Annotated in this window: 10 protein-coding genes; 9 read left to right on the top strand and 1 reads right to left on the bottom strand. The window is 69.9% G+C overall.

Annotation, left to right across the window (positions count from 1 at the left end; translation table 11 throughout):
• The first annotated feature begins 155 nt into the window (after nucleotides 1–155).
• Complete coding sequence (locus ABZX37_RS35705) at nucleotides 156–1,868, top strand: 3-ketosteroid-delta-1-dehydrogenase (protein WP_354747171.1); 1,713 nt, start codon at nucleotides 156–158, stop codon at nucleotides 1,866–1,868.
• A 59-nt stretch (nucleotides 1,869–1,927) separates the two neighbouring features.
• Here ABZX37_RS35705 and ABZX37_RS35700 read toward each other — a convergent pair whose 3' ends face one another.
• A complete protein-coding gene (locus ABZX37_RS35700; protein WP_354747169.1) occupies nucleotides 1,928–2,542 on the bottom strand; it encodes a TetR/AcrR family transcriptional regulator in 615 nt (204 codons plus the stop codon).
• Nucleotides 2,543–2,753: 211 nt separating this feature from the next.
• Between ABZX37_RS35700 and ABZX37_RS35695 the strand changes: the two genes are divergently transcribed.
• The 8 genes from ABZX37_RS35695 (at nucleotide 2,754) to ABZX37_RS35660 (ending at nucleotide 14,361) form a co-directional block, all read left to right on the top strand.
• Complete coding sequence (locus ABZX37_RS35695; protein WP_354747167.1) at nucleotides 2,754–4,049, top strand: hypothetical protein; 1,296 nt, start codon at nucleotides 2,754–2,756, stop codon at nucleotides 4,047–4,049.
• Between the two features lie 50 nt (nucleotides 4,050–4,099).
• Complete coding sequence (locus ABZX37_RS35690; RefSeq protein WP_354747165.1) at nucleotides 4,100–5,290, top strand: MoxR family ATPase; 1,191 nt, start codon at nucleotides 4,100–4,102, stop codon at nucleotides 5,288–5,290.
• The gene (locus ABZX37_RS35685; protein ID WP_354747163.1) at nucleotides 5,290–6,492 is read left to right on the top strand and encodes a VWA-like domain-containing protein; all 1,203 of its coding nucleotides are present in this window, start codon (nucleotides 5,290–5,292) and stop codon (nucleotides 6,490–6,492) included. Before ABZX37_RS35690 ends, ABZX37_RS35685 begins: the two co-directional genes overlap by 1 nt.
• Nucleotides 6,493–6,506: 14 nt before the next feature.
• Nucleotides 6,507–7,553, top strand: coding sequence for a serine hydrolase domain-containing protein (locus tag ABZX37_RS35680; protein WP_354747161.1), 1,047 nt, complete (start codon nucleotides 6,507–6,509; stop codon nucleotides 7,551–7,553).
• A 224-nt stretch (nucleotides 7,554–7,777) separates the two neighbouring features.
• Nucleotides 7,778–11,608 (top strand): IucA/IucC family protein, encoded by a 3,831-nt coding sequence (locus ABZX37_RS35675; RefSeq protein WP_354747159.1) that lies wholly within the window; start codon nucleotides 7,778–7,780, stop codon nucleotides 11,606–11,608.
• Nucleotides 11,605–12,825 carry an MFS transporter gene (locus ABZX37_RS35670; RefSeq protein WP_354747157.1) on the top strand — a complete coding sequence of 407 codons (1,221 nt, stop codon included), beginning with the start codon at nucleotides 11,605–11,607 and terminating at the stop codon, nucleotides 12,823–12,825. Before ABZX37_RS35675 ends, ABZX37_RS35670 begins: the two co-directional genes overlap by 4 nt.
• Nucleotides 12,826–13,002: 177 nt before the next feature.
• Nucleotides 13,003–13,461 (top strand): STAS domain-containing protein, encoded by a 459-nt coding sequence (locus tag ABZX37_RS35665; protein ID WP_354747155.1) that lies wholly within the window; start codon nucleotides 13,003–13,005, stop codon nucleotides 13,459–13,461.
• Between the two features lie 84 nt (nucleotides 13,462–13,545).
• The gene (locus tag ABZX37_RS35660) at nucleotides 13,546–14,361 is read left to right on the top strand and encodes a DUF1206 domain-containing protein (RefSeq protein ID WP_354747153.1); all 816 of its coding nucleotides are present in this window, start codon (nucleotides 13,546–13,548) and stop codon (nucleotides 14,359–14,361) included.

Here is a 14,361-nt window from a genome sequence, read left to right as displayed (position 1 = left end):
CCCTTAACTGCCCCCCCCCGGGGTTCCGCCCCGTGTTTGGGGGCCGCCCCGGCGTGACAGGCCGAAGGCCCCTCACGCCGGGCAGCCCCCAAACGTCGGCTTAAAAGCGATCCCGCCCGCGACGACGAAGTCGGCGCCAAAAACACAGGAGCAACGTGAAAAACAAAGTCCCCACAAAACCCCCCACCCCCACCCCCACCCCAGCCAAAAACACCACAGTCGACCTCCTAGTAATCGGCTCCGGCACCGGCCTAGCCGCCGCCCTCTCCGCCCACGAACGAGGCCTCTCCACCCTGATCGTCGAAAAAACCCCCTACGTAGGCGGCTCAACAGCCCGCTCCGGCGGCGCCTTCTGGATCCCAGGAAACCCCACCCTGCCCGACACCGGCCCCCAAGCAGTCACCGACGCCACCACCTACCTAAAAGCAGTAGTCGGAAACTCAGCCCCACCCGAACGCGGACACGCCTACCTAAAACACGGCGCCGCAGCCGTAGACATGCTCCGCCGCACCACACCAATGCGATTCTTCTGGGCAAAAGGCTACTCCGATTACCACCCGGAAAAACCAGGCGGCCGCCCAGAAGGCCGAACCTGCGAATGCCGCCCATTCAACGCTTCCGTCCTAGGCCCCGAACGCCCCAGACTGCGCCCGGGCGTAATGGAGGCCCCGGTGCCAATGCCAGTCACCGGCGCAGACTACAAATGGATGAACCTGGTAGCACGCAAGCCACTCAAGGCGCTACCACGGATCCTCGCGCGAGCCGCGCTGGGCATCGGCGGCATGCTCATCGGCCGCGACTACCTGGCAGGCGGGCAAGCGCTCGCGGCCGGAATGTTCGCGGGCGTACTGCGCGCGGGCATTCCCGTGTGGACAGAGACCAGCCTGATCCGCCTGCTGCAAGACGACGACCGAGTCACCGGAGCCGTACTGCGGCAGGGAGACAAGGAATTCACCGTCCGAGCCCGACGCGGCGTAGTCCTGGCCGCAGGCGGCTTCGACCACGACGTCGAAGCACGGCACAAATTCCAGTCACCACGGCTCGGCGAACACTCCAGCCTAGGATCGGAAGGCAACACCGGCGACGGCATCCACGCAGGCCAGGAACTCGGCGCGGACACCGCTTTGATGGACCAGGCCTGGTGGTTCCCGGCGTTCGCCCCCGTCCCCGGCGGCGCTCCGGCAGTCATGCTGGCCGAGCGTTCGCTGCCGGGCTCGTTCATCGTCGACCAGAACGGAAAACGGTTCATCAACGAGGCGATCGACTACATGTCGTTCGGACAGGAAATCCTCGCCCGCGAACGGGCCGGCGCGCCGGTCGAGGAGATGTGGCTGGTGTTCGACCAGCGCTACCGGGACAGCTACATCATGGCGGGCCGCTGCTTCCCGCGGCAGCCGCTCCCGGAATCGTGGTACCGGGCCGGAATCGCGCACAAGGCGGAAGACCTCGGCACGCTCGCCGCGGCGATGGGCGTGCCGGTTGCCGCGTTCCAGGACACCTTCCAGCAGTTCAACGAACGCGCGGCAACCGGAACCGACCCCGACTTCGGCCGGGGCGACAGCGCTTACGACCGCTATTACGGCGACCCCACCATCGGCCCCAACCCGAACCTGGCCCCGCTGCGCCGCGCGCCGTACTACGCGGTCAGGGTGGTCCTGAGCGACCTCGGCACTTGCGGCGGTCTGGTCGCCGACGAACACGCCCGAGTCCTGCGCGAGGACGGCGAAGCGGTCGACGGTCTCTACGCGATCGGAAACACCGCGGCGAACGCCTTCGGCACGTCATACCCGGGCGCAGGCGCGACGATCGGGCAGGGCGTGGTGTACGGCTACATCGCCGCGATGCACGCCGCTGGCGCGTCCTCGTAACCCCCGCTGTAGCCGGGCGGGACTCGTCACTCGGCGATTCCCGCTCGGTCCACAAAGGACTACTTGGCGAGCCGAGTCAACCCGCTCAACGCCATCCGCAACCCCCGCGAGTCCCACCGCTCAATGTCACTGAAGTCATCAGACCCACCGCTCTGCACCCACCGCGTCAGCGAGTGCCGCATAGTCTGAATCACCAGCAGCGCCGGAAGTTCGCGCAGGAACGGGTCCGGGTCAAGCTCGTAGTACCGCGCGAGAAACCGCGTGACCGCCTCGCTCAGCCCCTCGCACCACTCCACGAACCGCAGCCGGTACTGCGGGGTGTTGACGATCAGGGTCATGATCTGGTGGTCGTACTCGGGCACCTGCCGCCGGTTCAGTTCGGTCGTGAGCGCGGTCGTCAAGACCTCGATCGGGTCCGCGTCGTCCGGTGCGTCCTCCAGGCCCTGCACGATCACGCGCTCGCTGCGGCGCAGCAGCGGCATCAGGACGTCCTCCTTGACCGGGAAGTGCCGGTGGAACGTCCGCGGGTTGATCCCGACGATCTCGCAGATCCGCTCGACAGTCACCGACGTGTCGCCCTCGGCCACGAACAGGTCCCGCGCGGTGAGCGCGATGCTCATGCGCAGCTCCTCGGCCCGGCGTTCGGTGAGGGTCTGCCGTTTCGGTTCCGTCACCAGGACTCCCTCCCTGTCGCGTTCATGGACCGTAGCCGCGCGGACGCACTTCGTGACGCCCGCTGACCACTCTGCGGAACAACGCGCCGTGCGGCCGCGAATGTCAGAATATGACACGTCCCAGCGCACCCGGCGCCGATCCTGCTACGCTGATCGGGATGAGCAACTACTCGAACAGATCGGGGGTTCCGTTCGCCAAAGGTGAGTGCTGATGCACCCTTTGCCCGCGAACGAGAATCTTCGCCTCCTTTTCTGGGCGCGCGTGCGCGAATTCGCCGTGCCGCCGTCGATGATCGAGTCAGCGACTGCCCGCCGCTCGGCGGGCGACTGGGCCGGGGCCTGTGCCGCGGCGCGCGTCGACGTGGATCTGAACCTCCGGGCCATCGGCCGCTCCCATGGCGGCTGGCTGGCGGCTCAGGTCCGCGCCGATCTGCGGCATCTCGCCCCTGAGCTGCTTCGCTGGCATTTCCCGCGAATCGCGCCGGACGGCCTCCTCCGGCCAGGGCTCACGGTGTCCCTGGCCCGGTACGGCGAGTTCCACCTTGTCGCGCGCACGCCGCCCGCTTGGGCGGATGCCGGGCAGCGGATCAGTCTCGCGCTGTGGTCGCCGTCCCAGCGCGCGGCCGGACTCCATCCGCATCCGCGTCCCGACCGGCGGTATCGCCTCGATCTGCACCGTCACTTGTGGGACGTGCGCAGGGCGGGCGAGCTGCGAGAACGGTCGGGGCGCTGGCCCCAGGACGAGAATGCCGTCCAGCTCCCAGGCGGAGTGGGACCCTGCGCGGTCGACCGGTGGACGGCCGAGGCGGCGTTGCTGCTGCGCGCGGAGGGGCGCACGGACGGCGTCGTCGCGGTACGGCTCACCTCCCGGCACCGGCTGATGCTGGATATCGGCGCAGGAGACCGAACCCGTGCGGCACCGGTCCTGCCCGACGCCGCGACCTGGGTCCTGCCCGACCTGGAGCTGCTCCACGCCGGGCTGCTCGACGTCGACCAGCTGCATCCGCTTGTCGCAGCGGCACTTCGGCCCGGCCGTCGACCCGGCGCGGCACGGAAGCCCACCGCAACGGGGAATTCCCGCCTCGTCGACTGTCGCGGCGCCACGCATCGGATCGGCGTGGTGAACGGCGTGCTCGTCCCGCTGGACCACGACCCCGGCGAAATTCGCCGCGAAGAACTGCTGGGCGCGCTGGGCGGCCCCGAACTGCCGTGCCTGCGGGCGATCGACGAGGCGCACCGGTCTCCGGAAAGCCTCGTGGACGTCCGCGCCCGGCTCGATCACGGCGATGCGGCCGGCGCCCTCGCCGCCGTCGAAGGACTGCTCGGCCCGGACGTACTCCTGCGCAGCGGCGCACTGCGCGACGAACTGGAAACGGCAGTGGATCGCCAAGTCGTCCACGGTCTCTACCGGGCTGGACTGGCCGGATACGCACAGCCGTACTGGCCCGGGCCCGCCGCCCGGCCCGCCAGCCACCGCGGCCACCCCCGGCACGCGACCTCTCGCTGATTCGCTCAGCCCTGATTCGACCCCAAAGGTGATGAAACCTGTTTACTGCCATGGATAATCGACGCCCCCTGGACACCGCCGCCGATCTCCTTTCCCTGCTGAACGACACAAGCACCGAACCGCGCCCCGACAGCCAGCTGGAAGCCTTGACGCTGGCCGTGTCCGCCGACCTGCCGGTGCTGCTGTGGGGCGAGCCGGGCATCGGCAAGACCGCCGCGCTCACCCAGCTCGCCGAGGCGCTCGAACTGCCGCTGACCACGGTCATCGCCAGCGTGCACGAACCGTCCGACTTCTCCGGCCTGCCGGTGGTCGGCGACGATCCCGCCGAGCAGGGCGTGCCGATGGCCCCGCCGGACTGGGCCGTGCGCCTGGTCCGCGCCGGCCGCGGACTCCTGTTCCTGGACGAGCTTTCCACCGCCCCGCCCGCCGTCCAGGCCGCGCTGCTGCGGGTCGTGCTCGAGCGGCGGGTCGGGGCGCTCAGGCTGCCTCCCGGAGTGCGGATCGTGGCCGCCGCCAACCCGCGTTCCTCCGCCGCCGACGGCTGGGAGCTGAGCCCGCCGCTGGCCAACCGGTTCGTGCACCTGCAATGGACCTACGACCACGACGTCGTGGTGCGCGGACTCGGCGGAACCTGGCCCCAAGCAGCGCTACCCCAGCTGGACCCAACGCAGTTGCCCGACGCCGTGACGTTCGCCCGCCGCGCGGTCTGCGGACTCCTGACCACCCGGCCTGGGCTCGTGCATCAGCTACCGAAGAGCGAAGCCCGGCGCGGCGGTCCGTGGCCTTCGCCGCGCAGCTGGGAAATGACCCTGCGACTGGTCGCTTTCGCCACCGCGGCGGGCGCTTCCCGGGAGGTGCTGTCCATGCTGGTGCGCGGCACGGTCGGCGACGGCCCGGGTCTGGAGCTGCTCGCCAGCCTCGACCGGATGGATCTGCCGGACCCCGAAACCTTGCTCGCGGACCCTCGATCGGCGGTGCTGCCCGAACGCGGCGACCTGCGCCAGACGGTCCTGGACGGGGTAGTGGAAGCGGTGCGGAAACGGCCGGAACAGGCCCGCTGGGACGCGGCGTGGGCGCTGCTGGTGCTGGCGTTGGAAACCGGGGCGCCTGACCTCGTGGTCGTGCCCGCGACGACGCTCGCCTCGCTGCGCCGCGAAGACTGGCAGGTACCGGCGGCGATCGAACGGCTGTCCGGCGCGGTGGCGCTGTCCCGGCGGGCGGAACCCGCAGGTGAGCGCTGATGGACGAGGAGAAGCTCTACGCCGCAAGGCTTTACGCCGTCCGGCACCGGCCGTATCTGGCGACGGCGTTGTTCGCCTTGCACGTGGTGGAGTCACGGCGAGTGCCGACGATGGCCGTCGACCGCCACTGGCGTTGCTACGTTTCGCCGAGGTTCGTGGACCGCACGCCGCTGGAGGAGCTGGCCGGGGTCTGGGTGCACGAGGTCTCCCACTTGCTGCGCGACCACCACTGCCGCGGCGACCGGTACGCCGCGAAGCACGAGCTGACCGGGCCGGCGGAGCGATTGCGGATGAACATCGCCGCGGACTGCGAAATCAACGACGACGTCTTCGGCGACGGCCTGGAGCGACCCGAGGGCGCCGTCGATCCGCAACTGCTGAGGCTGCGCGAAGGCGAGCTGATGGAGGAGTACCTGGCCCAGTTCCGGCTCGGTCCGTACACCGCCGAATTCGCCTGGCTCGACTGCGGCAGCGGCGCCGACGGTCTGGAGCGCGACTGGGATCTCGGCCTTGACGGCGCGCACGGGCTCAGCGAGCAGGAACGGGACGCCGTCCGATTTCGGGTCGCCCAGGGCATCAACGGCAACCCGGGCGACGTTCCGGCGGGCTGGAAACGCTGGGCCGAGGAAGCGTTCCACCCGCCGTTGCCGTGGCGGGAACTGCTGGGCGCGGCGCTCCGGTCCGCGATGTCGGGCGCGGGCGAGGATTACACCTACGGCCGCCCGTCTCGTCGGTCGGCCAGCCTGCCCGGCGTCATCCTGCCGAGCCTGCGCCGCAGGCCGCCGCAGGTCTGCGTCATCGTCGACACCTCCGGCTCGGTGAGCGACGCCGAACTGGGCAGCGCGCTCCTCGAAATCGCCGCGATAGTCCGCGCGGTGGGCGGCCGCCGGGATCTCGTCTCGGTGCTGTCGTGCGACGCCGCCGCGTACGTCACGCAACAGCTGTGCGGCGCCGAAGGAATCCCGTTGCTGGGCGGCGGCGGTACGGATCTGCGCACCGGTTTCGCCGGGGCGCTGAGAAGCAACCCCCGCCCCGATGTGATCGTGGCGTTGACCGACGGCCAAACCCCTTGGCCCAGCTCGAGACCGCCTTGCCGAACGGTGGTGGGCCTGTTCCCCAGGGTGGGCCCGCTGGCGGAGAACATTCCCGGCTATGGGCCGGATTCGCCGCCCGAGTGGGCCCGCGTGGTCACGGTGGGGTGAGCTACCTTCGGAGAATGCCTTTCACCGGTCTGGACGCCTGGTTGAGTGCCCGAGCCGCCGCCGACGAGTTCTCCGGGGTGGTGCTGATCCGTCGCGGAGAGGAAGTGCTGTTCTCGGGCGCGTACGGGCCGGCGAGCCGCCGATGGGCCGTGCCGAACCGGCTCGACCTCCGGTTCGACACGGCCTCCATCACCAAGCTCTTCACCGCGGTGGCCGCGTTGCAGCTGGTGGACGAAGGCCGGCTGGACCTGGACATGCCGATCACCGAGATCGTCGACCTGGCCGGTACGGCGATCTTGCCGAGCGTGTGCGTGCGGCACCTGCTCACGCACACCTCCGGGATCGCCGACGACGCGGACGAGGAAGCCGGCGAGAGCTATGAGGCGTTGTGGGCCGACAAGCCGGTCTACTCGGTGCCGCGGACGCGGGACCACCTGCCGAATTTCGTGGACAAGCCACCGAATTTCCCGCCGGGGGAGGGCTGCCGGTACTGCAACACGGGGTACGTCCTCGTCGGCCTGGCGATCGAGGAGATCACCGGAACCGCCTACCGCGACCACATCCGGAGCGCGGTTTTCGCGCGGGCGGGCATGACCGCGGCGGACTTCTACGACCGCAGGGAAGCGGCGCCGGACGTCGCGGAGGGCTGGGATCCGGTCACCGATTCCGAAGGCCGGATCACCGGGTGGAAGCAGAACATCTTCAGCTATCCGTCGATCGGCTCGCCTGACGGCGGCGCGCACGTCACCGCGGCCGATCTGGTGCGGTTCCTGCGTGCTGTCCGCGGCGGCGAGCTCATGTCGGCCGAGCGGACCGAGCAGTTCCTCACCCCGCGGGTGCTGCACCACCGAGCCGGGGACGGCGACGTGTGGTACGGCTTCGGGCTGGAATTCACCTTGCGGCAGAACGGTTCTGTCCGGAACTACTACAAGGAGGGCGGCAACGCCGGCGTCGGCGGCATCGCGCGGCACTACCCCGCCGAGGACATCGACGTGGCGGTGCTGTCCAACGCCGCACGCGGCGCCCTGGCCGTGATCCGCGAAATCGACCGCCGCATTTAACTGGCAGCCGGTTAATTGCCGGGGCAAAGTATGAGACTGTGCTCCAGTTGAGGTTTCAACCTGCTACGCAATGGCTGTGAACGAGTGCGCGAATGTCCGAGTTTATCGGGTTGTGATAGGTGTGTTCATCTGTTGTTAACCTGCACGTTCCTGTCTGGTTAACCTAGGCAGCGCCACCATTGTGCACCATGCCCACCCCCGCCCAGGCTAGTGAAAATACTTTCATGACACCGTCGGGAGGCCCCCTTTCTCCCGGCGAACTCGCCGTCTTCCTCCGTCTGGAAGAAACTGAAAAGTTCGCGCCGCCGGAGCTTGCCGCGCACTACGCGGAATGTCTTCCGGAAGCGCGGGCGACGACGATGTCCCGGCTGCTCTCCGCTTTAGCGCGCGAGGGTTTGCTGAAAATGGACCTGGCCCGCGAACGCGGTCTGGACCTGGTGCTGCGCCCGGCGACGAAAACCGGCCGCCTGGTCCTCGCCGGTCCGGTGCGCCTCGACGGCTGCGAGGTCGCCGATCCGTTGCGGCTCTGGGATTTCCTGGTGAGAGAACAGCTTTGTTCCGGCGACGGCGACTCTTGGGATCGGCTGCGCGCGGAACTCGCCGACAGCGTCACCGGTCACGCGCTGTCCCTGGCCGCCGCCGGTCTCTTCGCGGCCGACCTGCGCGATCGGGATGATTCCGACAACGAGCCCGGAACCCGGCCGTTCACCGCGCTGGTCGCCGCGCTCCGCGAATCGGGAGAGACCGGGTCGCTGCTGGTTCCTTTCGAGAGAATGGTCGTCGAAGGGCACCCATTGCATCCGGTCGCCAAAATGAAAGTCGGGATGTCCGCCGAGGACGCCGTCCGCTATTCCCCGGAATTCGGTCCGGAATTCGGACTGCCCCTGGTTTCGGTTTCCCGGGACGCCGCCACCGGAGCGAACGGCCTTGATGCTTCGCAAACACTGCTGAGCGAAGCCTTTCCGCGAACTGTCGCCGCGGCGACAGTCGAGATGCGCGCGGCCGGGCTGATTCCCGAGCAGCGCGTCCTGATTCCCGTTCATCCGCACCAGCGTTTCCACGCCCTGCCCGTGCTGCACGCCGACGCGATCGCCGACGGCACGGTGGTGCCGCTGCGGACCCGGATCCCGGCGCGTCCGCTGATCTCGGTCCGGACCCTGTCGGCGCGCGAGGCCTCGGCCAGCGCGGGGCTGCACGTCAAGACCGCGCTGGAAGTGCAGCTCACCAGCGCCGTCCGCGGGGTTTCGCCCGCCGCGGTGCACAACGGCCCGCGGCTGTCCGCGCTGCTCGAACGCATCGTCGCCGGAGACCTGGACCTGTCGCTCGCCACGCCGGACGGGCGTCGCCGGTTCGCGGTGCTGCGAGAGCTGGCCAGCGTCGCGTATGTGCCGCCGGACGGAGACCCCGCCCCGGCGCGACGTCGGTCGCTGGCCGCCGTCCTCCGCGAAGACAGCGAAGATCTGCTCGGCCCGGACGAACTGTCGATGCCGATCGCGTCGCTGTTCGCGAAATCGCCGTTGACCGGCGCCAGCCTGCTCCACGACCTGATCACCGAGACCGCTTCGGGCACCGGCGCTCCGCTGACCGAAGTGGCCCGGCAGTGGCTGGCCGCGCACGTCGAGTGCTGCGTCCCGCCGGTGCTGACGCTCCTCGTCCGCTACGGCATCGCGCTCGAACCCCATCCGCAGAACACCGTTCTCGTGCTGAAAGACCGCTGGCCGCACCGCGTTCTGGCCAGGGACCTCGGCGCCGCGCGCCTGCTGGAGTCCCGCTTGGCCCGGCGGGCCATGACCGGCGACTTCCTGCCCGGCTCGCCCCTGCTCGCCCGCGACGCCGCGACGCTGCGCGCCAAGCTGTACTACCCGCTTTTCGGACACCACCTCGGAGAACTCGTCGCCGAGCTCGCGAACACAGCCGGGTGCTCGGAGGACCTTCTGTGGCCGGTGGTGGGGGAGTGCGTGCGGAGGACGTTCCACCGGCTCGCCATGTCCGCCAGCTGTCCCGAAGAGGCCGAGGACGCCAGGGCGGACGCCGAAGCGCTGCTGAGCGGGCCGTGGCAGCACAAAGCGTTGCTGACAATGCGGTTGAAGAACCTCGTCACCGATCAGCAGTACGTCGAGGGGCCGAATCCGCTCGTCGCGCCGGTCGCGGAGCCGGAACCGCCGGACCTCAACGAGGCGGAGCGGGAAATGTTCGCCGGCCTGCGGGAGCGCCGGCCGGAACTCGTGCGGCCGTGGCTGGACGAACTCGCCGGGGCGCGACTGAGCACCCTCAACGGAGCGTGCGGCGCGCTGCTGCGCGAGCGGAGATCGTTGTCCGCCAAGCGGATCACCGAGATCGTCCTGCCCTTCACCGGAACCCCGCCGGTGTCCCCGAGCGTTCTCGCGCTGCTGGGTGCGCGCACGGGCAGGCTGATGTGCGTGACCCTGCCGTCCGGACGACGGCTGGCCGTGGTGTGCGAGCTGGAGAACGGGTTCGGGGCCAACGAAGTGGCGAGCCCCGTCGTGGTGAGCGACGGCGTCGAAGTCCGCGCGCTCGACCGTCCCGAACAACTGGTCGACGCCGTCGCTTCACCCGGCGGAGAGATGGATTGGGGCGCGCTCCGAGACGATCTCGTCGACTCCGCGCGCAACCTCGCCCTGTCCCGCGCCTGCGTCCGGCGCGGCCTGCCCCTGCACCGGCTGGCCGAGCAGCGCGCTGCGTCCGACCTCACGCTCGACCTGGACGCGGCAAGCGCGGAAGGGCACACGATCCACCTCTGCCCGAGGGTTCGCCGAGGCTTCACCCCGGCGGATTCTCTCGCGTACTGCCCGGAAAGCGCCGACACGGTAGGCCTTTCCTTCGTCGCGGTGCGCAAGGATTCCGTGCGCTCGACCCCCGACCCGTCGGGCGCGTCGGTGGGCACGATCGTGGCCGACCACTTTCCCGCGATAGCCGCGCGCGCCATCGACGGACTCGCCGCCCGCGGGCACGCCCCCGCCGAGTACGAGCTGATCCCCGTGCATCCGTGGCAGATGCGGAGCCGGCTGGCCGCCGAGTACCACGAGGAACTGGTGGCGGGCAGCATCGTCCCGCTCCCCGAAGCGCAACTGGCGTGCCGCCCGACCGTCTCGGTGCGCACCCTGGTCACCGCCGCCCCGGGCAGGCACGGACGCCGCCTGACGGTCAAAACCTCGCTCGACGTCCAGCTCACCTCGAGGCGGCGCACGATCTCGCCCGCCACCACCGACAACGGCCCGCGGATGAGCTGTCTCCTGCAACGCCTTCTGGCGGACGATCCCGCCACGCGCGGCAGAGTCATCTGCGTACCGGAGCTGGCCGGCATCGCTTTCTCCTCGCCGGCAGGCAAAGGCGCACCCGAGCGAGAACGCGGCCTTTCCGCGCTGCTCCGGTCCGATCCCGCCGACTACGCGATGCCCGGCGAGATCGTCCTGTCCGCCTGCGCTCTGCGCGGAGCGTCGCAGCCGGACGGAACCGTCCTGGCGGAATTGGCACAGGAACGCCCGCACGAGTTCTTCGAGCAGTACGTCGAGCTGATGCTGACCGCGGGGCTGCCCTTGCTGTGGCGGTACGGCATCGGCCTGGAAGCCCACCTGCAGAACACGCTGCTGGTGGTTCGCGACGGGCTTCCGGTGCGAGTCCTCGTCCGCGACTTCGGCGGGATCCGCGTCAATCCCCGCCGGATGCACGAGGCAGGTCTCGATTTCGCCCCGCACCCCGATTCGATCACCTTCACCGACGACATCGACTACGTCCGCCGAAAAGTGTCGTATGCGCTGCTGCAGGCCAACATCGCGCAAGTGGTGACGATGTTCGCGGCGACCTGGAACCTGCCCGGCGAACAGCTCTGGGCGACGGTGCGCACCAAGATGACGGACCTGCTGGCGGGTCTCCCCGAGAACCTGCTCGCCAGGGCGTCCGCCGACGTGGCGTTCCTCCGGACGTCGCATCTTCCGCAGAAAGCGTTCGGCCTCATGCGGTTGCTGGCGGCCGACCACGACATCTACCTGCCACAGGCCAATCCTCTGCACGGCGCGGGCGACCCCGTGCGATGAGCGCCGGCACTGCCGGACGGCTGCCGCTGCGCCTGTTCCTGGCCGGCACGCTGTCCTCCCGGATCGGCGACACCGCGGATCTCGTCGCCCTCAACTGGTACGTGGTCGAGCAGACCGGTTCGGCGACCGCGCTGGCGACGGTGAACGTGGTGCGGCTCGCGCCCATCCTGCTGTTCACCGCGCCGGCCGGGTGGCTCGCAGACCGCTACGACCAACGCCGGCTCCTCGCGGGCCTGCGCGTGGCGCTCTTCGTCTCGACCCTCTGCCTGGCCTGGATCGTCACCACCGGCGGCCCGCTGTGGCTCGTGTGCGCGATGGTGTTCGCGCGAGCCTCGGCGGGCAGCGCCGAACCCGTGCTGAGACAGACGCTCCTCCCGCTGCTGCGGGACCAGCGACCGCTCACCGCCGTGATCGCGATGCACTCCGCCTGCCTGAACGCGGCGATGATCCTCGGCCCCGCGGTCGGCGCGCTCGTCCTCGCGGTCAGTTCGGTCCCTACCGCGTTCTGGTTCAACGCGTTCTGCACGCTGGTCGCCCTGTGCTGCCTGACCATCCTGCCCGAGTCCGCCCCTCCGGAACCGTCCGCTTCGGACCCGCCGACGGATTCGGTCTGGCACCTGCTCCGGCGAAACCCGGCGATGCGCCGCCAGATCGCCCTCGCGATGGGACCGATGCTGTTCGCTTTCCCTTACACCGCAATGATGCCGCTCCTGTCGAAAGACCTCTTCGACGGCGACGGAAGCACCGCGGCCCTGCTGCTGACCTGCGGCGCGGCGGGCGCGTTGGCCGCGTCGACCACGATGTCCCGCCGCCCGCCGGCCAACCCCGCGCGACTGGCCGCGATCGGCGCGGTGCTCCTCGGCTGCGCCCTGCTGGTCCTCCTGGTGCCGAGCGGTTTCACCGGAAGTCCCGCCGCAGTAGGCGCCGGCGCGACGATGGTCGTGGTCGGCCTGGTCGGCCAGTGTTACCGCACGGCCAACCGGGCCGCCCTGCAAGCGACCGCCCCCGGCAACCTCCTCGGCCGGATCATGGGCATCGCGAGCACCGACCGCGCGATGATCCCGGTCGGCACCGCGGTGCTGGGCCCGATCGCGGAACTCGCGGGCACCCGGGCGATGCTCGCGTTCATGGGGCTCGGATGCGTGGTCACGACGCTGCTGACGATCCGGATCTACCGGGCCCCGCCGCAGCCGGAACCGGGTCTGGCCCCTGGCTGACCGGCGGCCGCCGCGTACCGCCGCCCGGGTGAGCCGGGGTTGCGCAAAACGGGCGCCCCGGCGGTACGTTGGCGGCATCGCCGAGCAGCCGCTGTCTTCGAATACCGGCCGGAGAGGGGGTTCCAGCGCCGCGTTCCCGGTCCCCGCCCCGCTTTTCGCGAGGAGGGAACGAAAACCGTGCACAGCAACGCCCCGCCGTTGAGCCTGACCGTCCTGTGTCCCGCCGGCCGCCCCGCCACGACGCTGACCCGCACCGCGAGGTCGACGGTGGTAACCCTGGCGGGGGAACTCGATTCCGCCGACGTCCCGCGACTGCGCCGGATCCTGTCCGGTGAACTCGTCCTGCGCCCCGCGACGCTGCTCGCAGACCTGACCGAGGTGACCTTCTGCTCGGCCCGGGTCCTGGAATTCCTCGCCGAACAGGCCGAGACCGCCCGCTTTGCCGGAGTACGATTCGCCGCGGTCGCGCAGCAACGAGCCGTCCTGCGCCCGCTGGCTCTCCTGGGCCTCGACCGCGCCCTTCCGGTCGTGCGCAGCCTCGACGAAGCCGCTCTGCACGCGCGGACGCGCCGGAGAACGGGCTGGCTGACCGAACCGAGCCAACCCCTCCCGTCGCACCCCGAAATCGATCGCTGACCCACCGTCCTCTGTGGATCTCCCGGGCGGCGGATTGCGCCATCTGCCCCAATGGCGCCGGGCCGCAGCGGGTATCCCCACCCCATGAACCGGATCACCCGCACGGTCGCCCGAGGCGAAAAGACCGACACCGCCCAGTTGCTCGGCCGGGCGGGGATGGCGTGTTACGCGCTCGTGCACCTCATCCTCGCCTGGCTCGCCGTGCGAGTCGCCTTCGGGAGCGGCGAACAGACCGACCAGAAGGGCGCCCTGCGGGAGGTCGGCTCGACGGTGTTCGGCCAGGTTCTCTTGTGGGTGCTCGCGTCCGGCCTGGCCGCCTTCGGGCTGTGGCAGTTCCTGATGGCCGCGACCGGATACGCCTGGACCAGCGGCGGAAAGCGAACTCGCAAACGGTTAGGCGCCGCCGCCCGGGGAATCGTGGTGCTCGCGCTGGGCGGCACCGCCTTCCGCCTCGCCGCGGGCGAGGGCGGGGGAGGTTCGAGCGATCAGACGCAGCAGGAGTTCACCGCGAAGCTGCTCCAGCTCCCCGCCGGTCCGGCGTTGGTGGTGGCCGTCGCAGCGATTGTGCTCGGCGTCGCCGTTGCCGCTGGGGTCAAAGGCGTGAAGCAGACTTTTCTGGAAGACCTCGACCCGAGCGGGCTGCCCGGCAAGACCCGCCGCTGGGTTGGCTGGCTGGGCACTACCGGCTATCTGGCGAAGGCCGTCGTGTTCGCGGTGACTGCTTTCCTGCTGGGCTACGCGGGTTTCCGCGCCGATCCGAGGCAGGCGGGCGGGCTGGACGCCAGCCTCAAGACTCTCGCCGCCCAGCCGTTCGGGACGGTTTTGCTGATGATGGTCGCGCTGGGTCTGGCGGCGTTCGGCGTCTATTGCCTGGCTGCGGCTTGGGCACACCGGCGCTGA

Source organism: Amycolatopsis sp. NPDC004079 (assembly GCF_040610415.1).
Classification (GTDB): Bacteria; Actinomycetota; Actinomycetes; order Mycobacteriales; family Pseudonocardiaceae; genus Amycolatopsis; species Amycolatopsis halotolerans.
This window is presented reverse-complemented; position numbering and strand designations above follow the sequence as displayed.